The sequence below is a fragment of the Ferrovum myxofaciens genome (assembly GCF_013181415.1).
In the GTDB taxonomy this organism is placed as follows: Bacteria; Pseudomonadota; Gammaproteobacteria; order Burkholderiales; family Ferrovaceae; genus Ferrovum; species Ferrovum myxofaciens.
The window spans coordinates 2579137-2603000 of record NZ_CP053676.1 but is presented as its reverse complement, the minus strand read 5'-3'; the positions used below and the strand labels follow the sequence as shown (position 1 = coordinate 2603000).

28 protein-coding genes, 1 tRNA gene, 2 pseudogenes and 1 riboswitch are annotated in these 23864 nt (G+C 53.3%); of the genes and pseudogenes, 9 read left to right on the top strand and 22 right to left on the bottom strand.

Annotated elements, in window-relative coordinates; translation table 11 throughout:
• The first annotated feature begins 2 nt into the window (after positions 1 to 2).
• The gene (gene rpoD / locus HO274_RS12965; RefSeq protein ID WP_273120312.1) at positions 3 to 1880 is read left to right on the top strand and encodes an RNA polymerase sigma factor RpoD; all 1878 of its coding nucleotides are present in this window, start codon (positions 3 to 5) and stop codon (positions 1878 to 1880) included.
• 7 nt (positions 1881 to 1887) lie between these two features.
• Positions 1888 to 1966 (top strand) — tRNA-Ile (locus HO274_RS12960).
• A gap of 67 nt (positions 1967 to 2033) precedes the next feature.
• On the opposite strand, the gene HO274_RS13660 is transcribed toward HO274_RS12960, so the two are convergent.
• A complete protein-coding gene (locus HO274_RS13660) occupies positions 2034 to 2297 on the bottom strand; it encodes a tyrosine-type recombinase/integrase (protein ID WP_420537414.1) in 264 nt (87 codons plus the stop codon).
• A 180-nt stretch (positions 2298 to 2477) separates the two neighbouring features.
• On the bottom strand, positions 2478 to 3095 hold the full coding sequence (locus tag HO274_RS12955) for a TetR/AcrR family transcriptional regulator (RefSeq protein WP_273120309.1): 618 nt from the start codon (positions 3093 to 3095) through the stop codon (positions 2478 to 2480).
• 73 nt (positions 3096 to 3168) lie between these two features.
• Here HO274_RS12955 and HO274_RS12950 point away from each other — a divergent pair, with 73 nt between their 5' ends.
• A complete protein-coding gene (locus HO274_RS12950) occupies positions 3169 to 3636 on the top strand; it encodes a nuclear transport factor 2 family protein (RefSeq protein WP_273120307.1) in 468 nt (155 codons plus the stop codon).
• Positions 3637 to 3809: 173 nt separating this feature from the next.
• Here HO274_RS12950 and HO274_RS13655 read toward each other — a convergent pair.
• Together HO274_RS13655 and HO274_RS12945 are read right to left on the bottom strand one after the other, a co-directional pair.
• Positions 3810 to 3956, bottom strand: a pseudogene (locus HO274_RS13655) (ATP-binding protein); the annotation flags it as partial.
• Between the two features lies 1 nt (position 3957).
• Positions 3958 to 4302: pseudogene (locus HO274_RS12945) on the bottom strand (isochorismatase family protein); the annotation flags it as partial.
• Between the two features lie 234 nt (positions 4303 to 4536).
• Here HO274_RS12945 and HO274_RS12940 point away from each other — a divergent pair.
• Positions 4537 to 4734, top strand: coding sequence for a 2-hydroxymuconate tautomerase (locus HO274_RS12940; RefSeq protein WP_420537413.1), 198 nt, complete (start codon positions 4537 to 4539; stop codon positions 4732 to 4734).
• 320 nt (positions 4735 to 5054) lie between these two features.
• On the opposite strand, the gene HO274_RS13650 is transcribed toward HO274_RS12940, so the two are convergent.
• The 7 genes from HO274_RS13650 to HO274_RS12910 form a co-directional block, all read right to left on the bottom strand.
• Complete coding sequence (locus HO274_RS13650; protein ID WP_420537367.1) at positions 5055 to 5279, bottom strand: type II toxin-antitoxin system HicA family toxin; 225 nt, start codon at positions 5277 to 5279, stop codon at positions 5055 to 5057.
• Between the two features lie 3 nt (positions 5280 to 5282).
• Entirely contained in the window at positions 5283 to 5492 is a 210-nt protein-coding gene (locus HO274_RS12935) for a type II toxin-antitoxin system HicB family antitoxin (protein ID WP_273120270.1), read from the bottom strand.
• Positions 5493 to 5882: 390 nt separating this feature from the next.
• Positions 5883 to 6500, bottom strand: coding sequence for a histidine phosphatase family protein (locus HO274_RS12930; RefSeq protein ID WP_031595021.1), 618 nt, complete (start codon positions 6498 to 6500; stop codon positions 5883 to 5885).
• 37 nt (positions 6501 to 6537) lie between these two features.
• Positions 6538 to 7491 carry a transaldolase gene (gene tal / locus HO274_RS12925; RefSeq protein ID WP_031595022.1) on the bottom strand — a complete coding sequence of 318 codons (954 nt, stop codon included), beginning with the start codon at positions 7489 to 7491 and terminating at the stop codon, positions 6538 to 6540.
• Positions 7492 to 7615: 124 nt separating this feature from the next.
• Positions 7616 to 7972: a hypothetical protein gene (locus HO274_RS12920; protein ID WP_150112325.1), complete on the bottom strand. Its 357-nt coding sequence runs from the start codon at positions 7970 to 7972 to the stop codon at positions 7616 to 7618.
• 26 nt (positions 7973 to 7998) lie between these two features.
• Entirely contained in the window at positions 7999 to 8409 is a 411-nt protein-coding gene (locus HO274_RS12915; RefSeq protein WP_273120265.1) for a hypothetical protein, read from the bottom strand.
• 9 nt (positions 8410 to 8418) lie between these two features.
• The gene (locus tag HO274_RS12910) at positions 8419 to 8781 is read right to left on the bottom strand and encodes a hypothetical protein (protein ID WP_051861725.1); all 363 of its coding nucleotides are present in this window, start codon (positions 8779 to 8781) and stop codon (positions 8419 to 8421) included.
• 373 nt (positions 8782 to 9154) lie between these two features.
• On the opposite strand from HO274_RS12910, the gene HO274_RS12905 reads away from it, so the two are divergent.
• Positions 9155 to 10354, top strand: coding sequence for an HD-GYP domain-containing protein (locus HO274_RS12905; RefSeq protein ID WP_273120263.1), 1200 nt, complete (start codon positions 9155 to 9157; stop codon positions 10352 to 10354).
• A 16-nt stretch (positions 10355 to 10370) separates the two neighbouring features.
• Here HO274_RS12905 and HO274_RS12900 read toward each other — a convergent pair whose 3' ends face one another.
• Genes HO274_RS12900 through HO274_RS12850 form a run of 11 tightly spaced genes read right to left on the bottom strand, consistent with a single transcriptional unit; the run spans position 10371 to position 19448 of the window.
• Complete coding sequence (locus tag HO274_RS12900) at positions 10371 to 10724, bottom strand: (2Fe-2S) ferredoxin domain-containing protein (protein ID WP_031595030.1); 354 nt, start codon at positions 10722 to 10724, stop codon at positions 10371 to 10373.
• Positions 10717 to 12087, bottom strand: a complete 1371-nt coding sequence (gene cobJ, locus HO274_RS12895; RefSeq protein ID WP_273120261.1) for a precorrin-3B C(17)-methyltransferase — start codon at positions 12085 to 12087, stop codon at positions 10717 to 10719. The genes HO274_RS12900 and cobJ overlap by 8 nt, the downstream gene beginning before the upstream one ends.
• A complete protein-coding gene (locus tag HO274_RS12890; protein WP_273120259.1) occupies positions 12084 to 12485 on the bottom strand; it encodes a cobalamin biosynthesis protein in 402 nt (133 codons plus the stop codon). The genes cobJ and HO274_RS12890 overlap by 4 nt, the downstream gene beginning before the upstream one ends.
• Before the next feature lie 4 nt (positions 12486 to 12489).
• Positions 12490 to 13233: a cobalamin biosynthesis central domain-containing protein gene (locus tag HO274_RS12885; protein ID WP_062188070.1), complete on the bottom strand. Its 744-nt coding sequence runs from the start codon at positions 13231 to 13233 to the stop codon at positions 12490 to 12492.
• Complete coding sequence (cobI, locus tag HO274_RS12880) at positions 13226 to 14014, bottom strand: precorrin-2 C(20)-methyltransferase (protein ID WP_273120254.1); 789 nt, start codon at positions 14012 to 14014, stop codon at positions 13226 to 13228. Before cobI ends, HO274_RS12885 begins: the two co-directional genes overlap by 8 nt.
• Positions 14011 to 15306: a precorrin-6y C5,15-methyltransferase (decarboxylating) subunit CbiE gene (gene cbiE, locus HO274_RS12875; protein WP_273120251.1), complete on the bottom strand. Its 1296-nt coding sequence runs from the start codon at positions 15304 to 15306 to the stop codon at positions 14011 to 14013. The genes cobI and cbiE overlap by 4 nt, the downstream gene beginning before the upstream one ends.
• Entirely contained in the window at positions 15299 to 16408 is a 1110-nt protein-coding gene (locus HO274_RS12870) for a cobalt-precorrin-5B (C(1))-methyltransferase (protein ID WP_031595037.1), read from the bottom strand. The genes cbiE and HO274_RS12870 overlap by 8 nt, the downstream gene beginning before the upstream one ends.
• 9 nt (positions 16409 to 16417) lie before the next feature.
• Positions 16418 to 17086 (bottom strand): precorrin-8X methylmutase, encoded by a 669-nt coding sequence (locus HO274_RS12865; RefSeq protein ID WP_031595038.1) that lies wholly within the window; start codon positions 17084 to 17086, stop codon positions 16418 to 16420.
• 9 nt (positions 17087 to 17095) lie between these two features.
• On the bottom strand, positions 17096 to 17962 hold the full coding sequence (locus tag HO274_RS12860; protein ID WP_273120246.1) for a sirohydrochlorin chelatase: 867 nt from the start codon (positions 17960 to 17962) through the stop codon (positions 17096 to 17098).
• The gene (cobM, locus tag HO274_RS12855; RefSeq protein WP_411463566.1) at positions 17959 to 18807 is read right to left on the bottom strand and encodes a precorrin-4 C(11)-methyltransferase; all 849 of its coding nucleotides are present in this window, start codon (positions 18805 to 18807) and stop codon (positions 17959 to 17961) included. The genes HO274_RS12860 and cobM overlap by 4 nt, the downstream gene beginning before the upstream one ends.
• 2 nt (positions 18808 to 18809) lie before the next feature.
• The gene (locus tag HO274_RS12850) at positions 18810 to 19448 is read right to left on the bottom strand and encodes an energy-coupling factor ABC transporter permease (RefSeq protein ID WP_273120242.1); all 639 of its coding nucleotides are present in this window, start codon (positions 19446 to 19448) and stop codon (positions 18810 to 18812) included.
• A gap of 139 nt (positions 19449 to 19587) precedes the next feature.
• Positions 19588 to 19804: riboswitch (cobalamin riboswitch) on the bottom strand.
• 161 nt (positions 19805 to 19965) lie between these two features.
• Between HO274_RS12850 and cyoA the strand changes: the two genes are divergently transcribed.
• Genes cyoA through cyoD form a run of 4 tightly spaced genes read left to right on the top strand, consistent with a single transcriptional unit; the run spans position 19966 to position 23864 of the window.
• Complete coding sequence (gene cyoA, locus HO274_RS12845) at positions 19966 to 20877, top strand: ubiquinol oxidase subunit II (protein WP_273120240.1); 912 nt, start codon at positions 19966 to 19968, stop codon at positions 20875 to 20877.
• Positions 20878 to 20893: 16 nt separating this feature from the next.
• Positions 20894 to 22921: a cytochrome o ubiquinol oxidase subunit I gene (cyoB, locus tag HO274_RS12840; RefSeq protein WP_420537412.1), complete on the top strand. Its 2028-nt coding sequence runs from the start codon at positions 20894 to 20896 to the stop codon at positions 22919 to 22921.
• Positions 22918 to 23538 carry a cytochrome o ubiquinol oxidase subunit III gene (cyoC, locus tag HO274_RS12835; protein WP_273120235.1) on the top strand — a complete coding sequence of 207 codons (621 nt, stop codon included), beginning with the start codon at positions 22918 to 22920 and terminating at the stop codon, positions 23536 to 23538. Before cyoB ends, cyoC begins: the two co-directional genes overlap by 4 nt.
• Complete coding sequence (cyoD, locus tag HO274_RS12830) at positions 23535 to 23864, top strand: cytochrome o ubiquinol oxidase subunit IV (protein WP_031595050.1); 330 nt, start codon at positions 23535 to 23537, stop codon at positions 23862 to 23864. The genes cyoC and cyoD overlap by 4 nt, the downstream gene beginning before the upstream one ends.

Sequence of the window (23864 nt, the reverse complement as noted above, 5' to 3'; positions counted from 1 at the left end):
CTATGGCTGCAGATAAACCCGAGACGCGACAATCCGACGTCGACGCGCAACGCACCCGACTTAAAAATCTCATCGTACTGGGAAAGGATCGGGGGTTTCTCACCTACGCTGAAATCAACGATCATCTCCCCGATGAAATGCTCGACTCGGATCAAATCGAGTCCGTCATCGGCATGATCAACGATATGGGTATTGCGGTGTATGACGAGGCACCGGATAGCGAACAGTTGCTCATGTCGGAAGCGCCTCCGCCCATGGCCGATGAGGACGTGGTGGAAGAAGCCGAGGCTGCGCTGTCCACGGTGGATTCGGATTTTGGTCGGACCACGGATCCTGTGCGGATGTACATGCGTGAAATGGGCTCAGTGGAATTGCTGACCCGTGAAGGGGAAATCGAGATTGCCAAGCGCATCGAAGATGGCCTCAAGCACATGATTCAGGCGATTTCTTCCTGTCCTTCCACCATTGATGAAATTCTGGTCCTGGTGGACTCCGTGGTTGAGGGAACTTTACGAATCGACGAAGTCATCGACGGGTTGATCGACAGCGATGGTGCCCTTCTTTCGGACGAGGAGTTGACTGAAGAGGTGGAAATCGACCTCACTCACGATGAGGACGAAGAGGGAGATGAGGATGCCAACGCATCCAATGCCAGTCTCGAACATCTGAAAAACGAAGCTTTGATTCGCTTTTCCCGAGTTCGCGAACTCAATCAGCAATTACAACAGACTCTTGCCAACGCAGGACATGCCAGCGAAGAATATAAATCATTGCAGCAATCCGTCTCGACGGAACTCATGGCCATCCGTTTCACGGCCAAACAAGTGGAATTTTTGTGTAGTAGCCTGCGCCGGTTAGTGGACAGGGTCCGGGCCCATGAACGCAATATCATGCATCTCTGCGTCAGTTCGGCGGGGATGCCACGAAACTACTTCATCAAATCCTTTCCGGGCAATGAGGTCAATCTGCACTGGCTGGCTGATGAAATCAGTGCCAAGCGGAGTCACAGCGCGGCCCTGGAACGTTTCAAGTACGCGATTGTTGAAGAACAGGAACGAATTCTTGCGCTGCAAAGAGAAGTGGGCATCCCCATTCGCGACCTCAAGGAGATCGCGCGCCAGATGTCCACTGGAGAGGCCCGTGCGCGCCGTGCCAAGCGTGAAATGATCGAAGCCAATCTGCGTCTGGTCATTTCCATTGCCAAAAAATACACCAATCGCGGCTTGCAATTCCTTGACCTAATTCAGGAAGGAAATATCGGTCTGATGAAGGCCGTGGACAAGTTTGAATACCGGCGTGGCTACAAGTTTTCCACTTATGCCACCTGGTGGATCCGTCAGGCCATTACCCGGTCCATTGCTGATCAGGCCCGCACCATCCGAATTCCGGTGCACATGATTGAAACCATTAACAAGATGAACCGCATCTCCCGCCAGATTTTGCAAGAAACCGGATTGGAACCGGATGCATCTGAACTGGCACGAAAAATGGAGATGCCTGAGGACAAGATTCGCAAGATCCTCAAAATTTCCAAGGAACCCATTTCCATGGAAACACCCATTGGGGATGATGACGACTCTCATCTGGGCGACTTCATTGAAGACAATGCTACCGTTGCGCCGGCTGACTCTGCCCTGTATGCCAGTTTGCGCGATGCCACCAAAGACGTGCTGGACTCCTTGACGCAACGGGAGGCCAAGGTGTTAAGAATGCGCTTTGGCATCGAAATGAGTACAGACCATACGCTGGAAGAGGTGGGCAAACAATTTGATGTAACACGGGAACGCATTCGTCAAATCGAAGCCAAAGCCCTGCGCAAATTACGCCATCCTTCCCGTTCGGAACGACTGCGTAGTTTCATAGAAAATTCAGAAAATTGAGTTAACCGGGCCTCTAGCTCATGCTTGGTTAGAGCAGCGGACTCATAATCCGTTGGTGCTCGGTTCGACTCCGAGGAGGCCCACCAATAAATCAATAGGTTATAAAGTTTTTTAGATTTTATAAGAAATATTAGTGGGAAATTTTTGACCATTTCACGCCACTTTCCTTCCGATCCTGAATACGGCTTCCGCAAGTCTCTCTGTCGCCAGGTGGCTGTATCGTTTGGTACTGGTCGCAGACCGATGCCCCAGTACCGCACCAACAGTGTACAAATCCACCCCCTGATTGATCATGGCGCTGGCCGCCGAATGTCTCAGATCATGGAACCTCAACCATTCAACTCCCGCCAGCTTTCTTGCTTTCCTGAAATTCTTTTCAATCTGGTCGTAGGATAAATCAACCTTCGCGCTGGCAATCTTTGGATGAATTTGGATCCTTCTCTGATCGCCCTAGCCCGCAAACTGGAGTAGTGGGAGCACAGTCTAAGCATCTCTCGGCGGTCGATGAAATATGACCCCTCGTTTCTGACAACCATCTACAAGGGGGGAACTTCATCGAAAAAAACGGACGGGAAATTTGAGGCATGAGTAGCGCAATCAGCGCCCAATACTTTCCACTTTTGAGAGTTTCTGAGCCTGGTTGATTCCTACATTTCCGAGCAATTCCAGAATCCGACCAAAATTCTGCAATGCAGTCTCGGGCGATGGCTCAAACTGCGCATGAATGATGGCCCCATCCACGGCCAGGGCGATGGCTTGTGCATCCCTGTCTGTGTTGGGGGAGGGCGGCAACAATCCTTGAATGAGTTCGGTCATGTCGCGCTTGTGATGACATGTCATTTCTAATATCTGAGGAAGTACCGTTCCCAGTTCTCCCGTGCTGTTGATAAAGGCACATCCGCGAAAGCCATCACTCTCAAACCAGCTTTTTAAAGTCGGAATCAGCGCCTCCAAATGCCCACCATGACGCTGCAATTCCGCTGCAAACCATTCCATCCAAAGTTGATGCCGGAATTCCAGAAAAGAGAGAATGAGATCGTTCTTGCTGGGGAAATGCCGGTAGAAAGTGACTTTGGTGACGCCGGCTGTGGCAATGATGCGATCGATCCCCGTGGCCCGGATGCCTTCCTGATAAAACAGGCTATGTGCGGTTTGCAGTATGCGGTCGCGAGCCCCCAAAGGAGGCTTTGATTGCTTATCGTTTTTTGGCTTCATGAGCATGATTGTAGACAAGTCTGTCTACATTGACTAGACTTTCGCTTGTCTATATAAAAACTGGAGTCCTCTGATGGAAACAAAACCACCCCTTCCCCCCTTTACGGAAGAGTCTGCCAGACAAAAAGTTCGTCTGGCGGAGGATGCCTGGAATAGCCGTGATCCTGAACGGGTTGCGCTGGTGTATACCGAAGATACGCAATGGCGAAACCGAGCAGAATTTCTGGTCGGGCGTGATCAGGTGCGCAAGTTTCTGACACAAAAATGGGCCCGGGAATTGGACTATCGCTTGATCAAGGAACTCTGGGTCTTTTCGGGGAATCGCTTGGCTGTGCGTTTTGCCTATGAGTGGCACGATGACTCAGGTCATTGGTTTCGTTCCTATGGCAACGAAAACTGGGAATTCAATGAGCAAGGGTTCATGATGCGCCGCTTGGCCAGCATCAACGATCTGCCCATCAATCAGAATGACAGGAAATTCTTCTGGTCATTGGGACGTCGCCCTGATGGGCACCCCGGATTGAGCGAGTTGGGGTTATAGTCTTGGTTGATCCCAGTGAGAAAATATCGTGTATACTCCCCCCAATTCGAAGAATCCCGCGTCGAAGTTTTGCATCAACTGATCCGTTCCCACTCTTTGGGAATTTTGGTAACATTTTCGACTTCCGGGATGGAGGCTGTCAATGGCCAACAGATTTGACCCACTTTTGGTCATTAATTTTGACCCACTCCAGCCCCAGAACCACCGCCTAATTTTTGCCTCAGACGGTAGCTTTCACCACCCAGCATGAATATCTGGGCATGGTGTATCAGTCGATCAACAATTGGAACAGCCACATTTTCATCAATAAAGAAATCTCCTCAGCGTGTCGATGTCGTTTCGGTTCAGCCACCCAGCCAGGTCAGTACCGGCGAAGGCGCTGGGCAGGGTCTTTTCAATGTAATGGCTGTACGGCCGGGAACGGACGGACGGATGGATGGATGGATGGAGTTCCCAACTGGGAGATCTTTTGGCAAAAACAGACACTCCAGCGGGCAAAGTGTTTTGGACAACGATAACGGGTACATCCGCTAATAGTGCGGCATCCATAACTCTGCCGATATTGGTCAGGGAGTGCCGAATATCGGGGTATTCGATGGGCAGGTTGCCGGTAACATATTCGTTCTGCACATCAATGACAAGTAGAGCACGGCGGTGGGATGGCATGGGGATACTCCTTTAGCGAACCCTGACCTTGTCGTCCGTATCAAAGCAGGTGGACCATACAATGTAGTGGACGGGAACACACTTTATGGTGGCGACCACCGTGGATACACAGACTACCCCTTTCTTACCTGCGAGCAAATAGGGGGCATGGTATTTGACGAAAGCAGAAAAAATTTGGCATGATGCATGCCTCTGCAGTTTCCTCCCAACATAAAGAGCAAACCAGTCGACAAAATGCCGTATATAAATATCCAACTCATCAAGGGTGCTACCAGAGAGCAAAAGGCCCAACTGGTCAAGGACATTACCGATTCACTTGTGCGCGTACTTGGTAAGAAGCCGGAACATACCCATATTGTCATTCAGGAAATTAATGAAGAAGACTGGGGATTCGCTGGCCTCCTAACTGATGAATGGAAAAAATTGAAGTAGCCAGCCATCGTTGACCACTAACCATACGCATATCCTTCCTAGATAAATGGGTTGAGCGTGTGGTCAATGTACCACCTTGGAAGTGGAATCCTCCCCGACCTCAGCCTTTGGCTGCCACTCTTGAGAGTTTCTACGCTTCAAAGCCGTTGCACCCCTGCTGAGCCTGATCACAACACACCTACCGGCGGGGTTTCCTGAATTGGACAAGATATGCGATTGTTCCTGCTAGTCGCGGTTAGGTACGTTTCCAGCCATTGATGCGTTCCTGAGAGTGCTAGAAGTTGGGATAGATTCGCTTTTCAATCATCCCTGCTCGGCGACTATCTGTGTTTAAGAAGTTCATCAAGCGCGAGGCCAATGTCTTTAGCGATTTGGCGCAGCAAGATTGGGGAAATATCCCGGCCTTGGTGAAAAGGAACAGTTGTGCAACGACCCGCACTATCGCGGAATTGTTTATGCGATCCTCGTTGGCGGACTTCGGTGAAACCAAGTTTGATCAGAATGGCGATAATTTCACTGGGCTTAAGGACTGGAACGTTGCCCATAAATCAAGCGACTGCGACGTTTTGAACCCCGACAAACTCGGATTCCATGACTGGCTCACCATCTTCAAGTAGCATTTCAATAACATCGTGCAGGTTGTGATTGATTTCATCCAGCGTTTCCCCTTGGGAATGAGCGCCTGGAAAGCCTGGAACAAAACCAACGAACAGGCCTGTTTGTGGACACCGCTCGATCACTGCTGAATAGACTTTCATGCTTCGCTCCAATTAGTGCATCTTGCGATGCCTAGGTGATTATTATACCAGCGGCTAATCAACTGGTATTAATGGGTCGGTTGTAGGGTACTTGTCAGGTTAACCCTCCATGATCAAAAATCCGACATGCCATCCACCCTCAGGCCGAAACGTGTTGGTACTGATGCCAAAGTTTCCGTGTTCGTATTAGGCGATAACAAAAATCAGGGGGAGCAATGAACAAAAAAATCTTATGGTTTTCCCTTTTTGATCCCGAGTTTTTGTTCCCTTACAAAACCAAATTCATGAGCAAGTAGCCCGAATCGATCAGAAGGAGGTTCGCTGGCCCATGAGTTTAAGTGTAGTAGTCGCGATCTGGTCTGACAGTTCCCGGTTTGACTGATGCAACTGTCAGTTCAGATCGTGCAAATGCGCGGCATCATTGAGCCGAAGCACCCTCATCTGCATGTTCGCATCAAAAGTCAGCAGGTTGATACAACAGGGCTCTTGCTGAATCCGCCAGTAGGCAGACAAGGGCAGATCGAGGGCCTGCATCAAAATGACACGATTGACACTGTCATGGGCAACCAGTACCACTGTCTGGCCCCTATGCCGGGCGAATAAAGCACGCAAAGCATCGGTGGTGCGCAAAGCAACGGCTTGCAACGACTCTCCCGCCGGAAATTGCATCCATTGGGGAACCCGCTGCCAACGTTCCAACTCCTCCGGAAATTCAGCCTCCACTTCCGCATGGGTTTTCCACTGCCACTGGCCGTAGTCAAAGTCATCGAATCCCTCCTGAACTTGCGTCAGGATCCCACACTCCCGCGCGACCTCAGCCCCTGTAGCCTGACAACGTTTCCGTGGACTCGTAACGACCGCATCTGGTTGAAACTGCCTGGCGACCGCTTTGGCTAGGGCGGTGGCCTGCTGATGCCCCACAGAAGTCAATTCCAACTCCATGCGCCCTCTGAAACGCGGAGGATCGATGCCTTCGACCTGCCCATGGCGGGTAAGAATAATCTGCATCTCGTTCATCTCCCTCAGAGGTTTTTGAACCATCAATTTACAGTCGGTCAGCCAATAATTTTTCCAACTTTATCTGGTCCACTGTAAATCCGCGAATGCCCTCCGCCAGTTTTTCCGTAGCCATGGCATCCTCATTCATTTCCCATCTGAACTCGGCTTCCGTCAGCGAAGGGGGACGGGGTTTGACTTCTCCCTCAGGTTTCAAGCGCCGCACCAATACACTCCGGGTGTTCTGCAGTTCTTCCAGAAAATTGGGTCCGATCGTCAGCCTGTCACATCCGGCCAGTTCCAGAATCTCGCCGATGTTTCTGAAAGAAGCCCCCATGACCGTGGTGGGATAACCATGTTCCTTGAAGTATTGGTAGATTTTCTGAACCGACAGTACTCCAGGATCTTTCTCAGGTGTAAAAACATCGCCCTTGGCTTTGTACCAATCCATGATGCGTCCCACAAAAGGTGAGATCAGTGTCACACCCGCCTCAGCAGCCGCGCGTGCCTGAGAAAAACCAAACATCAAGGTCAGATTGCAATGAATGCCCTCGTGCTCGAGAATTTCTCCCGCCTTGATTCCTTCCCAGGTTGAAGCGATCTTGATCAGAACCCGCTCATTGCCGATCCCCGCCTCGTGATACAGGCGAATCAGTTTTCTTGCCCGCGCCAGCGTGGCTTGCGTATCAAACGAAAGGCGAGCGTCTACTTCTGTAGAGACACGTCCTGGCACGATTTTGAGTACTTCCAGACCGACATCCACGGCCAACTTGTCCGTGGCATCATGAAGCTGCTGCTCTACCTGGTTGCCCTGCGCCTTTGCCCAACCTATCGCATCATCGATCAGCGGACCGTATTCAGGCAATGCAACCGCTTTCAGCAAAAGGGAGGGATTCGTTGTCGCATCTTCTGGCTGGTGATGCCGAATCGCTTCAATATCACCGGTATCTGCAACAATGGCCGTCATGGACTTCAACTGATCAAGCAGTGTTTCTGCAGTCATTAAGAAACTCCTGATTTATGAATGGGAGTGAATTCGTTGGAAGAGTGAGAGAACTATTCTGTTTTCCAGAACCGGGAAAAAATGAAGGGAAGAATGACGCTTTTTCGCCACGCCTCTCTACCGTTCACTGATTTCCTATACGATGATAAGTCATACTAACCAAACCAGCATCAAATTGTAGAGTATCCTTATTCAGGACTTTGTACCAAACTGTTTCGGTCTCATTGCCTTTTTTGACGGAGACCCCAACTTTTTCCTGACCATTCCCCTCTTTTTCAATTCGGTAGTCACTCACCTTTTCCTCCCTGCTCTCGTCCACACCAAAAGCGGTTGAGGTCGTGATCACAGCGTCCCGTTTGAATTCCAGCGTACTGGAGGCGCCCAGAATGGCTTCTGTTTTCCACTTTCCGAGGAGTGGATTGCTTTCCCCACAGGAAGACAGGGTCAGCGCCAACACCACGTACATGATTGTTTTTTTCACAAAACCTCCATTCCCAAGATTCTCCGTCATGAAAACCAACGCAGAAATGCAGCCGCCGTCAATGCCAGACAGGCCAACCCGGTGGAACCTGCCCAAATCAGCATCCGGCGAGAAGATGACCATGCCCCCCCCCAGACCAGGCAAGAGGTCATCAGTCCTGCTCCTCCACACACACAGGACACTTTGATCATGAGCGCAATCATGGCGATCCCATGGATATCGGGAAGTCGGTGATCCGAACGATACGTCACCCAGCCAAAGGTAGCCCCCGTCAACCCTTGCGCCAACCATGCCAGCAGGACGAAGAGCGCAAAAGTTTGGGAGGGCGAATGACGCAGCAGGGCAACCCGGAATCCATATCCACTCAATCCAACGACCAACAAGGCTCCAAAGTTATGAAGTACTTGAATGAGGGCATATTCGAGCAGGGTGCCCATGCATCACCCTCATTTCACGGTGAAAGAAACACTGCTCTCCACCCCAGTCAAACTGTGACTCGCTGTGGCTTCCTTGATCGTGACCCGATGTTTCCCTGGTCCCAGGTCAGGCAACTGTTCCGAGCACGGACAATGACTCATTTGGTGGCTGATAATGGGTTCATCCTGTTGGTCCACATAGACGTGCAGGTGGTTTCCATTGGGACTGGGATGCACCTGGTACTTCACCACATGGGCACCCGCCGTCCAGATTTCACCTTCCTTGGGTGACAAAATTTCAATACTTGCGCCACCTGCGGCGTAGGATCCCAACGGCAAAACGCAGAGTGCCGCAACCAACATGCCATACATCATTTTTCCTGTTTTATTCATGACTGTCTCCTGTGGGTGGTTATATCATTACGTTTACGGCTTCACCTACCCGAACAAGTGGAACCCAAAGCACGCTCACTTGTCAAGACCAATGATGCGTCGGGGGTCAGCAGTTTTTTCCTGAGGCAACCCTTCTTGATCGGTTATCTGATCGTTCTTTCCCCTGGATGGATTTACTCATCTGATTGAAGCAGTTGATCAAACTTTCAAGTGACCTCTCCCCTGGTTCAACAGGCCTATTCAGACAGTTCCCCCCCCACTGGCTGCTTTTCTGTTCCGAAATCCTGTACCATAGCGGAAAAGGCCCGTCGAACAATAACTCTATTGATTCAATAAGAAATCACGGTATTACCTTGGCTATTGTCAAACCCTCATGAAAAAGATATCCGTCGACGATCTGAGAATCGGAATGTTTGTCCACGAAATCTGTGGGAGTTGGATGGATCATCCCTTTTGGGTATCCTCGTTTGTGATCAGTGACCGAAATGACTTGATCACTTTACAAAAAAGCAGCATCCGAGAGGTATGGATCGATCCCGACAAAGGGAGAGATACGGAACCCTCTGCCCCGGTCGCCTCTCCTTCGCTGGTTCCATCATTATTGATGGAAACAATCAAGGAAGCCAGAGCGATCAAAGTCGCCACTCAAAAAACCAGTTTTGAGGATGAACTGGTTCTGGCACGCGGCATTCATGCCCGGTCTCGCGGCGTGATCCATAGCCTCTTGACGGAAGCCCGCATGGATATCCCGGTCAATCTGACGACTGCCCAGCACCTCGTCGAAGATATCTGCAATTCCGTACTGCGTAATTCAGAAGCGCTCATCAGTCTTCTTCACGCCAAGACCAAAAAAACTTACCCCTATCTTCATGCGGTAGCCGTATGCGCTTTGATGATTGCTCTGGGAAAACAAATGGGGTTTGACAACAATCTGTTGAAACGACTGGGCATGGCCGGACTATTGCTCGATATTGGTAAAACCTTGCTCCCCCTGTCTCTTCTCAACAAACAAGCCCGCTTGACTGACGAGGAATTCGAGATGATGAAATCTCATCCTCTGCTGGGGTACCATCTCTTGCAAAACTTGGGCATCGACGATGAAATCATCCTCGATGTATGCGCCCATCATCACGAAAGGATGGACGGAAAGGGTTACCCGGATTGGTTGCCCGAAGAAAAAATTTCGATCTATGCCAATATGGGCACCTGCTGCGACGTTTATGATGCCATCACTTCGGAACGCAGTTACAAAACCGGGTGGGCATTGGGCCAAGCCATTCGAAAAATGGCCGAATGGCAGGAAGGCCAATTCAATCGCACCGTCTTTCATGCCTTTGTTCGAACGGTGGGACTCTACCCGTCAGGAACGCTCGTCCAGTTAAAATCCGGGCGCTTGGCTTATGTCGTGGAACAACACCCAGACAGCCTGATGACACCGAAGGTCAAGGCGTTCTATTCAACCCGACAAAATGTTTTCATCGAACCGCTCATGCTCGACTTGAGCAAATGCGGTGACACCATTCTGAATGTCGAAGATCCTGCCAAGTGGAATTTCAAGACGTCGCACCTTTGAGGAACCGGACCGAAGATCAATCTGTTATCTGCTGATGAAAAACCAGATCCTCCACGGGCATACCTTCCACCAGATGTTGCTGAACGATCCGCTCGAGATTCTCCGAAGTAACGTTGTAATACCATACCCCATCCGGTTGCACACAGAGAATGGGCCCTCCCTTGCAGGCTGCAAAACATGCCACCCGGGTGCGTTTGACACGCAGCGCCCCTTTGTCGAGTCCTGCCGCCTTGAATTTCTCTCCCAAACTGTCGAAGAGAGTTTGGGACTCCCCTTCCAGGGTACACCGTGGGCCCGTGCACACCAACAGGTGACGTTTGTAGTTCCCGATGGTAGGTTTGACCGGAAAATGATCCACATCCTCACTCATGCGCTTTCTCCTCTGTTTCCATTTTCTTGAATGTCTTCGTTCCTATCGTCGTCAACGCACTGTAAAAACTTTTCCATTCTTCCGCCGACCACTTTCCTTCTCCATTCTTGGTCAAGAGAAAAGACACCACGAAATCCCCATGGGAATCCGTAAAATAGATCCCGGTCTGACGCGTCTCCTGCCATACAAACCAGCCATGGGCCAGGGAGGACACATCTACATGTAAATGAAAATGCTCATGAATCAGATTCAGACGACCTGAATTCAGGGAAAAATCCCGGGCATGAAGCAAGAGTTCCGCAACGCTCCCCCCATGGCGCACCACTGCACGCAACTTCCCCCATTGGCGCATTTCCTGCAAGAGACGTTCGAGTTCCTCTGAGGCAAAATGACGAACCAGAACTCCATTGAGGACATTGTCTTCCACGGTTCCTGCCACGGCTTCCAGAATCTGTGCGAGGGGCGCATCAAAATGGTCTGCCACCTGCCGCAAAGAGTGGTCTGGGTGGGTCTGCAGGTGAATCTGAACGAACTCATGCCATCCCCCCAACCCCAGAGTCAGAGAATGCCCGGCCTGCTCTCCCGGCTTTGTATCCCCCGTCAATCCTTCATATTTATTGGTATACCCCCGGGGCGTCACCATTAATCCAGCGCGCATAAAGGTGCTGCTATTCCCAATCAACACCGTGGTCAGCATGCCGATATCCTGGTCTGCCATGGTTTTCAGGGTAACGAGTTGAATATTCTGGCGGCGACGGTAGGCAGATTTGACTACCGCCACAGGCGTCCCGGGGTCCCGGTATTCCAGCAGCAGACGCTGGGCTTCCACGATCTGCTGGGTGCGCCGACCACTTTTTGGATTGTAGAGGGCGATGACGAAATCTCCTCGCCCAGCCGCCCGCAAACGTTGGGCGATCACCGGCCAGGGCGTCAGGAGATCAGACAGTGAGATGGAACAAAAGTCGTGGGTCAAAGGAGCCCCCACCAGGGATGCACAGGCATTCAAGGCGCTGGCACCGGGAATGACCTCCACCCTGATCTCGCTTTCCGGCGTCCAGCCGGCCTGAAGCAACACTTCATAGGTGGGACCTGCCATCCCGTAAATGCCAATATCCCCCGAAGAAATCAGAGCGACCGTTTTGCCTTGGCACGCCTGTTCGTAGGCTTCGACGCAACGATCGATCTCTTCCGTCATCCCCTTGCGAATAATCTCCTTGCCTACCAGAAGATCCTGCACCAACTTGATATAAGTGGAATACCCAATGACCACATCTGCCTCGGCAATGGCCGCACGCGCACGATAGGTCATATGTTCCGCGGCACCAGGTCCAAAACCCACCATTAAAATTTTTCCTGTTTTCATTCAATTCTCTTCATGAGTGCAATGGACACCGTGGCATGTTTCCGGTCCGCGCCACGATGTTTGAATTTTTCCAGTATCAGACCTTCCAGCCCAACGCCCGCTGCCAATAATGCGGCAGCTTCAGACACCGCCGGAGTCCCCATATACCGGCGCACCGTTTCCGAAGGATTGGGGACCGGGACTTGTGACAGTTGTGCCGCATTAAAAAAAAACAGTGGCCAACCTTTCACTGCAGCCAGTTCCAGCACAGCCACCTCATCGTTCTTTTGGTCGATGGTTGCCAAGCCAACGACGGCATCTTCCGTCAGCCCCGCCTGCTGAAGGCCCAAACTCACCCCTTCCTGCAGGGTAGCGAATGCCACATCCCGATCGCACCCCACGCCCACCATGACTTTCATCTCGCTACTCCAGTGGAGGGCGATACGCGACCAGCCGCTCCTTCAACTGTTCCCATACCGATGCTGAAATTTCACGCCGAGTCACCCAGAGTACGGCTTTGAACGAGCTCAGATCCACCTTCTCGAATTCATCGAACAGGTGAATATTGGAAGGGAGAGGAGTGGGACGCGTCCACCATTGCCGGCTCCCGGCTTCCTGCACGAAAGCGATGGGCTCTCCATTGACCACATGGGCCGAAACCCGGGTAATATTGATCTTGGGGGCCTCCACCTGCCAGCCCAATTCGCGCCCCAAAATATCCACGGGAATGGTTTTCCCCACATCGGATGCAGTGGTCAGGACAACTTCGGCGCCCAGCAGTTCAGCCAGGTGCAAGGCAAAGGCATTGGCTCCTCCCACATGCCCCGACAGAACAGGAATCACGTAGCGGGCCGCATCATCGATCACCACCACCCCAGGGTCTTCATCCTTGGACTTGAGATGAGGAGCCATCAAACGTACCACTGCGCCCAGGGAAATGAACAGGACCAGTTGATCGTAGTTGGAAAACAGGTCTGCCATATGACCACTCAACGCCCCGGACAGGATCTTAACCGGATTGGGCAACGCAGGAGGGATCGCAGGCGCAAATTTTTCCGTCACCACCAGGTGTGCCTCAGGCAATTGAGCAAGTAGGGCAAGAGCGCGAGCCAGGCCATGTTTGGTAATCGCAACAAGCGCGACATGGGGAGCAGTCATATTATTCATGGACAGAAGTATCCGAAAGAGAAGTTTTTTTTCGGCAGCCGCGCAGGATCGTCCCGCGCACCCGCGCCGGATTACGCACCAACATCAAGGACAGATAATTGACTTTTTGCCCACGCAAACGGTTGATTGCACGTTCCACCCGTTCCATCGGGGTGCCCGCCTTTTCGATGAACGCCGCATGGGCCAACAATTCACGCCGTTCGAGCAGGTCCAGAATGTCATCCAGCAAAGGTTTGACTTTGAGCAAAATCAGGGTATCGAAATCCAGCAATAAACGCTCGATCATCTCAATTCCATAACTGGCAGGAATGATGGCAATGGTTTCATCCGTCTCGGCCAAGGGCATACCCACGGTGGCCGCAGCCGCATGGTAGGAGGAAACCCCTGGCAAGGTTTCGATGACCACTTCTGCCTCCAGGGCCCGTACGGTGCGGGACAAGTGGCCAAAGGTGGAGTAGGTCGAGGCATCGCCTTCGACCAAAAATACGACATCCTGTCCCGTCCGTAACCGTTCGAGCACCGCTTCCGCCGCCCGCAACCAATAACCGGCCAAAATTTCCGGATCGTGGGTCATGGGGAAAATCAGCGGACAACTCCTGCCAGGCAACGCCCGTCCAGCGCGCTGGATGATGCCCAGCGCATGACTGTCCGCTCCCTTGCGACGCACCGGATAGGTCCAGTAGAGATTCTCCCGTTGCAGCAACGCCCACACCTGCCGGGTGATCAAACCCGGATCTCCAGGCCCCAGGGAAGCCCCATACAGCCGGCCGAAAGCACTCATACGCCCCCTGCTTCAGACACTGGTTTTTCGGCACAGAGAATCCAGACCGGATTTTCTGCTTGCAGGCGGTGCATTTCCAGAATGGGACGACTCCGCGCTGCCTGTAATTGTGTGACATCCCAAACGGTGGCAGAAGCAGCAAGACACTCCAGAGCGGTTCCCAAATTTTCCAGGGTGGCAAAGTTCATGACCAAGTGCCCACCTGGACTCAGTCTTGCCAGACATATCTGGATCAATTCCCGCAATTCGCCCCCTGAACCGCCGATGAATACAGCATCAGGATCGGGCCATTCTGCCAAACCCGCCGGAGCTTTCCCTTGTACCAGGGTGTAATTGGTCACCTGCAAACTGGCCCGGTTTCTGAGGATGATAGCGCCATCTTCCGTGTTTTTCTCGATGGCATAAACATGCCCCTGAGTACACAACCGAGCTGCTTCCAATCCCACCGACCCCGAACCTGCCCCGATGTCCCAGACCACACTGTCCCGCTGCAAAGCCATCCGGGCCAGGGAAACCGCACGCACTTCGCGCTTGGTGATCAATCCCTTGTCGGGTTTGCGTTGATCAAAGCGCGCATCCTCCAAACCAAACAAGGCATCCTTCGAAACAGCGCAGCGCCGCACCAATACCACATTTGGCTCAGCGAAGCCACGTTGGGACACCACCGTGACATCCATCCAGTCATGAATGCATTCCCCGTCCTGCAAAAGACATTCCGCCACAGCCATCTCAAAATCCCCGGCCACCCCTTCCGCCAACAACATGCGTGCAATCCGTCCGGGCGTATTCTCCGGACTGGTGAGAACTCCCACCAATTTTTCCCGAACGAGCACTTGCAACAACTCATGGAACCCATGCTCGGGACCTGCCCCTACGCTCCATTCGCCCGCATCACGGCTGTGCACGGAGGCAATCCGCAACCCCTGCCAGGGTTGTTTCAAACGGGCACAGGCCACTTGAATCAAGGAAAGATTGGGCAGAATCAGGACAGATGAGCGGCCCAGTTTCTCCACCAGATACCCTCCGACACCATGGCAAAGGGGATCTCCACTGGCCAGAATCGCCACCCGCCGATGTCCCTGCTGGGCCTCAACGACCCACTGGGGCACCTGGGACAAACACCCCGTCAAATCCCTGCATTCGGCATCGTCCCGGATCACCGTCCGAAATAATTCCAGGGTCCGCCTTCCCCCAATGACCAGATCCGCTTCCTGCACGCCCTTGAGGACTGCGGGAGGCAATCCCTCCACTCCGTTGTCCAATACGCCGATCACCAGACAAGGTTCAACCATGCCAATCTCCCCCAGAAACCTGGGCCAATTGATGACCGTCAAAATCACACATCAGCACCTGCAGGGCAAATTTCCCCGGATAACGACCATACAAAGTCTGTATCACCCGTTTCCCCAAAGCCTCATAAAATTCCGTGATCAACCCCAATTCCTCCATTCGTTCACTGGCATAACGCGCCATCTCTGATTGCCGAATGGCGCTGCATACCTCTGCAGAAGCCCCCACCGAGCCTGCAATCTCTGCCAGCAGATCCGTATCCACCGGGTTGCGGTGCGCGTGGGTAATGGTTTCACCCTGGGCGATCTTGGTCAATTTTCCTACCATCCCGCCAATGATGACCCTTGCAATACCGCACTTCACCACCGTATCCAGCGCATATTTCAAAAAATCCCCCATCTGCACGAAACAAGCGGGAGCCAGGTGCGGCAAGACCCCCATGACAAATTTCTCGGTTCTTCCCCCGGTGGTCAGCACCACTGTGTCCTGTCCCTGATTGGCAGCCACTTCGATGCCCTGGATGACGCTGGCACGAAATGCCGCCGTCGAATAAGGATGCACGATGCCTGTCGTCCCCAGAATGGAAATCCCCCCCACGATGCCCAAACGGGAATTTAACGTCCGCTTGGCCAGGATCTCGCCGCCCGGTACGGAGATGCAGACCTCCAGTCCCTGCCGCTCCAGGACTGCCTGCGCCACCTGGCGGACATTGGCCTCGATATTGCGGCGCGGCACCGGATTGATGGCAGGCCCCCCCACTTCCAGTCCAAGGCCGGGCATGGTCACCGTACCCACCCCTGCACCGCCCTTCAGGTGCACGGTACCGGGAAAATCGGGCAACCAGCGGACATCTGCAGTCAATGCGGCCTTATCCGTCACATCCGGATCATCCCCGGCATCCTTGATCACGACCGCATGGGCCGAAGAACCATCCGACTGTCCTTCGGACACAGAAAACCGGACCCGTTCCCCATTGGGCAAATCACATTCCACCACATCCGGAACCGAACCCTGAATCAACCCAAGCACCGCCGCCCGGGCAGCAGCAGCGGAACAAGCGCCGGTGGTGAATCCCTTGCGCGTGCCCTTTGGCTTCTTTTCCATGGACGCGATTCAAAAAGAATCAGTGTGAACTTCAGCCAGAGCCAGCAAGGCGTGGAGTGCAGCCACCACCAGAGTGGATCCTCCTTTTCGCCCTTCTATGAGTATCCAGGGGCAATCCGTGCTCTGACTCAACAAGTTTTTTGATTCGGCCGCAGAGACAAAACCCACGGGCATTCCGATGATCAGAGCGGGCCGAACCTGTTCTTCCCGCACCATCCGCAAAACTTCGAGTAACGCGGTGGGCGCATTCCCAATGGCCACGATACCCCCCTCCAGCAACTGTTGTGCCTGAGCTTTGCGCATGGCCTGGACCGCGCGCGTCGTATGCTGGATTTGGGCTTGGGCGATCACATCTTCATCAGAAATGAACTGATAGGGGTGCATGCCATAGTATTCCAGACGGGGTTTGGACAATCCCACACAGATCATTTCCACATCGGCAACGATGGGTGCCCTGCTTTGAATGGCGTGCAGGCCCGCCCTGATGGCCTGGGGATGGAAATGGGTCAACCCATTGAAGTCAAAATCCGCCGAAGCATGAATCATGCGACGTACCACCTGCCATTGGGCATCGGAGTAAGTATGGGGGCCTGCCTCACGATCCACGATGGCAAAGGAGTCGTGTTCGATGCGTCGTCCTGCATCTGTGAGTTGTTCGGTGATGATCGGAGTTTTCATGGCCCGGATCTATTGTACGGAAGCAACCGCAGAAGGATGGTCGTGCGCATGACTACCCTGTCCATGATCGGCGGAAAATTCGCGGTATTTGCAGCCATCGCATTCCATCATGCGCTGGGCGGTGGGATCCGTCGCCTCTCGGATTCGTTGCTCCAGCAGCACATAGATCTCCTCCTCAAATCCAAAATAACTGGACAAGGCAAAACGCACCTGCGGATATTGTACTTCGATCGCATTGACCTGGCGACGAATACGCTCGATCAGAGTACCGGTGAACAGGTAGAAAGGCAACACGACGATTTGCCGCGCCTCCAGTTTGACCTGCCGTTGGATCACCGATTCCAGACGGGGGTAGGTAATTCCCGTAAAAGCGATATCCACCCAAGGGTGCACTCCCTCTTCGTAGAGCCAGCGTGCCATTTTTGCCACCTCGCCATTGGCTACACGGTCCGAAGAACCCCGTCCCAAGAGAACGATCCCAGTATTGTGCGGATCCGGCATATCCAATTGGGCCAAGGCATGGGCCAGATTGCGTTTGAGAATCGCCAGAATTTTGGTATTGGCTCCCAGATGCGGGCAATAGACAAATTCCACCGCCGGATAACGCAGGCGCGCCTGCTCGAGGTGCTCCGGAATCTCCATTTTTACATGACCTGCGGCATTCAGAATGAGGGGAACGACCACGACCCGCCCACCGCGCCGGGCTGCCTTGCTCAATCCCTCTTCAACCAGAATTTCCGCAAATTCGATGAAACAGACTTCGATGATCCACTGGGGTTGACGGCCGCGCCATTGTTCCGCAAAGAATTCGATTTCCTGATTGCCGCTCTTTTCTCGGGAGCCATGTCCCACCAGCAAAATGGTTTCATTCTTCATGAGAGGTCTCCGGGTTCCTTGTTTGCCTTGCGATAACGGTGGGAAAACGTACCGTCATACAGTTTCGAACGTTTGATCTCGGCCCACCCCCGTGCACCCAAGGCGGGACTGACAATGATCATGGCCTGACTGCCAATTTTTTCCCGCCGACACCGCTCGCGAATATCGGCCAGAGTCCCCCGCACGATCTTTTCTTCTCCCGGCCAACTGGCTTTTTGTACTACCAGAACCGGACTGTCCTCCGCCCATCCTGCCGCGCGCAAGGCGCGCTGGATCTCGGGGAAGAGCGTGATGGAAAGAAAGAGGCATAAGGTACAATGATGCGCGGCCAGAGATTCCAGATCTTCTCCGGCAGGCATGGGTGTGCGTCCAGCCACCCGGGTCAAGATCACGGTCTGGGTAACCTCCGGCAGGGTCAGTGTCTCTCCTGCCGCAGCGGCAGCAGCCAAAGCGGAAGAAACACCGGGCACCACCGCCCACTCGACCTGGGCTTTGTCCAACGCCCGCACCATTTCCACCAATGCGCCATAGAGCCCAGGATCTCCCGTCTGAAGGCGAATCACGATGGCATGGCGAGCCGCCTGTTCGATCAACCAGGCCGTGATCTCCTCCAGTGTCATGTCTTTGGAGTCACGGATTTCACAGTGGCTGGGCGCATAACAGGTGGCGGCTTTATCCACCAAAGACCCTGCATACAAAATGGCGCCTGCCTGCTGCAGCAACTTCACACCCTTGAAGGTCAAAAGTTCCGGATCCCCAGGGCCCGCACCAACAAACCAGACCTTACCCACTCCGGGGTTCCCAATCTTGCCTGAAATGACTCGATGACCCGGACAATGCCCAATACTCAACGTACGAGGGCTTCAACACGGCACTCAAAACAGTGGCGGGAAAGAGATGAATTCCGATGACCTTTGAAAGCAACCAACAGGGTCCAGGTAAATACTGGTTCGATCATGACCAATACCAGATACGAAGCCGCAAAAGCAGCCCAGGCCGAAAATGGCGTAGGAATCTCGCTGAGCGACAGCCAAAATCCCACCATCAAAGTCACGCCACTATAATAAAGCGCATCAAGTTTGAGGAGGGTTTTGAGATCGACTGTTTTCAAACGATGCCCCACCGTAGCATGTAACAGCACCAGGGGTACAGCCAGCGACAGGGTATTCACCCCCAAATGTACGAGATCCGTTGGAACGAACAGGAGCCCTTGGAGCATCAGACCCAGACCAAAGCCCAACAGAGTCGGCACGAAACCAAAAATGAGGTAGATGGGCATGGCCCCAACGAAATGCAATTCCGAGGGTCCAACTGGGAGGTGATACATTTGCATGAACAGGGTGAAAAAAACCGCAGCAATGGCAGTACGAATCACCATCGCGGGCTGGCGTAACAGAGCCAGACTCTGGCTTCCCAAAATTCCAAGCGCGGTCACATTCGCCGCAGCGATTTTGGCGGAGGAAATATAACCTGGTTCGATATGCATGACGAATCCCTTATATGATCAAGACAGTAAGGGAGTGAGGCAGAAACACCGCGTGATCGGCAAACCTCCCGATCTTCAAGCCGCCGCAAAGAACCCAGCCTTCGCTCGACCCGTTACCGCCCACACCCCGTGGCTACAACACATTTCATGGATACAGGCCGGTCTTCTGGCTTACCTTCAACGAAGTACCCACCTTCCCACGTCTTCAACGACGCAGTGGCTCTCAGGTACTCCTCAGGATCACAGCAGCGGGGGCTACGCCGGAATCATGGGGGGTTACCCACATTCACCGAACTTCCCGTTTCACCTCTGGACGCGATAACGCGCACAGCGGCACCTGTATCAAGGGACACAGTATAAACCATTCGCCAAGATCCTCGTAACTTTCGTCCGGGACTTCCCGCCTTACCCAGAGAAGGATTTGATACAACTGGCGCGCTCGGGTTCTGAGATTATGGCGGAGAACAATTTTTCTGCAGATAGTCTGTGAGACTCCACGGAGCAAAGGGAGAAATCGATGAAGAAATGGATCATTCCATGGGCAGGCGCACTGTTGCTCTGTCCTTCCTGGTTATGGGCATGTACCGGGAATTGTGGGGATCAATGGGCAGTATTGACCCCGCGCGGCATGATTGCCAGCCACGAAAAAACCCTGATTTTAACCGCCCTGGGGTTGATGTTGCTGGTGGTGGTTCCCGTCATTGTCATGACCTTCCTGTTTGCCTGGAAATACCGCGCATCCAATCCACGGGCAGACTACGCTCCTGACTGGGATCATTCCACCCTCATCGAGGTAGTGGTCTGGACCATCCCAACCTTGATCGTTGCTGTACTGGGGTATCTCGTTTGGACATCCTCCCATACCTTGAGCCCCTATCGATCCATTGTTTCAAAGCAGCCTCCCCTCGAAGTACAGGTGGTGGCCATGGACTGGAAATGGTTATTCATTTACCCCGAATGGCATATTGCCACCGTCAATCAACTGGTCATTCCCACCGGCGTCCCTGTTCATTTCAGCCTGACCTCCGATGCGGTAATGAGTTCCTTTTTCATCCCTCAACTGGGCGGACAAATCTATGCCATGGCCGGAATGAAAACCCACCTGCATCTGATCGCTGACCAACCCGGAGTCTTTCAGGGCTACAACACCCAGTTCAGTGGGCAAGGGTTTTCCGGCATGATGTTTGAAACCGTGGCAACTTCCCGTGAAGCATTTCTAGAATGGGTTCACCAAGTCAAAACGGGAGGACTGGTGCTCGATCGCATCACCTTCACCGCCCTGGAAAAACCCTCCATCAATGAACCGCCTCGCCTCTACTCCTTGGCGCTGCCGGACCTTTTCGACAACATCCTGTCCCAAGACACCACGCTCAGGACGATGACGATGATGTCTCCTTCCCCTGCACCCATGACTGCCATCGAGGATTAACCCAGTGGAAGAACTCATTTTCGGTCGCCTGACCTTGCGCGAAATCCCCTATGACAACCCCATCATCATGGCGACTCTGGGCGGGTCCACCATGCTCCTGCTGTGTATTGCATTCCTGATCTGGTACCACGGGAAATGGTCCTATTTGTGGAAGGAATGGTTCACCAGCGTCGACCATAAACGGATTGGCATCATGTATGTGGTGCTGGCCCTGATCATGCTCCTGCGCGGCTTTGCCGATGCGCTACTGATGCGTACCCAGCAAGCCCTGGCCGAAGGCAGCGCTCAAGGCTATCTGCCCCCGGACCATTACAATCAGATCTTCAGCGCCCATGGAACGATCATGATCATTTTCGTCGCCATGCCTTTTTTCATCGGCCTGATGAATATCGTCGTACCGTTGCAAATCGGGGCCCGGGACGTGGCCTATCCGTTTCTCAACTCAGTAAGTTTCTGGTTGACCGCCTCCAGCGCCGCTCTGGTCATGCTCTCTCTGGGACTGGGCAATTTTTCCCACGCAGGGTGGTCGGGATACCCGCCCCTCTCGGAAAAACATTATAGTCCCGGACCGGGGGTGGACTACTGGATCTGGGGCTTGCAATTGGGGGGGGTGGGAACCCTCATGACCGGCATCAATTTTTTTGTGACGATCCTGCGCCTGCGTGCGCCCGGCATGACCCTTATGAAAATGCCGATCTTTTCCTGGACCATTCTGGTCACCAATGTACTCATCATGCTGGCCTTCCCTGCCCTCACGGTGGTTCTTGCCCTGCTGGCCCTGGATCGCTATGCGGGAATGCATTTCTTCACCAACCACGGAGGGGGGAACCTGATGCTGTTCACCAATCTGTTCTGGATCTGGGGACATCCTGAAGTGTATATCGTGATCCTCCCCGCCTTTGGCATCTATTCAGAAGTGGCTGCCACCTTTTCCAGAAAGCGGCTCTTTGGTTACACTTCCATGGTCTATGCTTCCGTCGCCATTGCCATGCTTTCCTTCATGGTCTGGCTACACCATTTCTTTACCATGGGGGCGGGGGCCAATGTCAACGCCTTTTTTGGCATTGCCACCATGATCATCGCCATTCCCACGGGAGTCAAGGTGTTCAACTGGCTCTTCACCTTCTACCGGGGGCGGATCGAATTCACCACCCCCGTGCTGTGGACCCTGGGTTTCATCGTCACTTTTTGTATCGGTGGCATGACCGGGGTCTTGCTGGCGGTGCCCGGCGCCGATTTCGAACTGCACAATTCCGAATTTCTCATTGCCCACTTCCATAACATGCTGATCCCAGGTGCACTGTTTGGCTACTTTGCCGGCTATGCCTACTGGTTTCCCAAGGTTTTTGGCTTCAAACTGGACGAAGCCTGGGGCAAACGGGCCTTCTGGCTTTGGATCGTCGGCTTCTACCTCGCCTTCATGCCCCTGTATGCCTTGGGTTTCATGGGTATGCCTCGCCGCCTCCTCCATTATGACAATTCTCATTGGCAACCTTATCTGGTGGTCGCCTTGGGCGGAACCTTGATCATCTTTGGAGGCATTCTGTGTCAAATCCTGCAACTCACCTTCAGCATTCGCAACCGCGCCCAGTTGCGCGATGAAACCGGTGACCCCTGGGATGGGCGTACCCTGGAATGGTCCATTCCCTCTCCCCCGCCTGCCTATAATTTTGCCCGGATTCCCCAAATCCATACCCGGGATGCCTTCCACTCCATGAAAAAGCAGGCACGCCACGCTGAAGAGGTCGATTATGAAGCCATCCTCCTGCCCCGTTCTTCCAGCCTGGGGCCCATCATGGGGGGATTGACCTTCGTTCTGGGTTTCTCTCTGGTCTGGTACCTGTGGTGGTCGGCCATCCTTGCCCTGGCAGGCCTTCTTGGCTGCGTCATTGTCCGCTCCTGGGACGAACACACCGAGGAGGAACTCTCTGCGCAGGAGGTTCGCGCCATCGAGACGGCTTTACGCCACCCCAATGCCTCCGTTTCCTACGCAGAAGGACTCCCCATCCAAAAACTCACTTTTGAGAGACACCCCTTGCCATGATCACTGCCCAGCCCCCCCTCGTCATCGGAAACATCGAGCGGGAACACCCCGAGCATGATTCCGTAGGTCTTGCCACCTTCGGCTTTTGGCTTTACCTGATGACGGACTGCGTCCTCTTTGCTGCACTTTTTGCCACCTATGCCGTACTTCATCAGAATTTTGCCGGCGGGCCAACCGGCAAAGATCTTTTCGATATTCCCTATGTCTTCGTCGAAACCCTTTGTCTGCTTCTATCCAGTACCACCGCCGGCTTTGCCCTGTTGTCCATGCAGCGTCAGGACCGTACTCGCCTGCTCTACTGGTTGGGCTTGACCGTTTTGTTGGGCATGGGTTTCATCGGAATGGAAATCCATGAATTCATCCGTCTCATGAGTGCAGGGAATGGCCCCCAGCGCAGTGGTTTTCTGTCTGCTTTCTTCACCCTGGTGGGGACCCATGGATTGCACGTCACCATCGGTCTGCTCTGGATGATCAACATGATCCTGCAAATAAGGCGCCGGGGAATCACCGTTCCCATCCAGTCGCGCCTGATCCGCCTCAGTCTGTTCTGGCATTTTCTTGACTTGATCTGGATCGGTGTGTTTACCCTTGTTTATCTCATGGGAGTCAGTTCATGAAAACATCTGTCCCCTCCCATGGCTCCCTGCGCTCCTATCTAGGGGGATTTGCCGCCTCCCTGTTCCTGACCCTGGCATCCTTTGGACTGGTTCTCTATGGCCCCCACCTGGAGTCTTCGTTCCTGTTCGGAATACTCGCGCTACTGGCCATTCTCCAGATTACCGTGCAGATTTATTTTTTCCTGCATGTCGACACCTCCTCGGAACAACTTTGGCACCTTCTTCCTCTCCTCTATACCCTCCTCATTGTCATCCTGCTGGTGGGCGGCACGTTATGGATCATGCATAACGCCAACCTGCACATGATGTCGGGGATGGACCCCTAG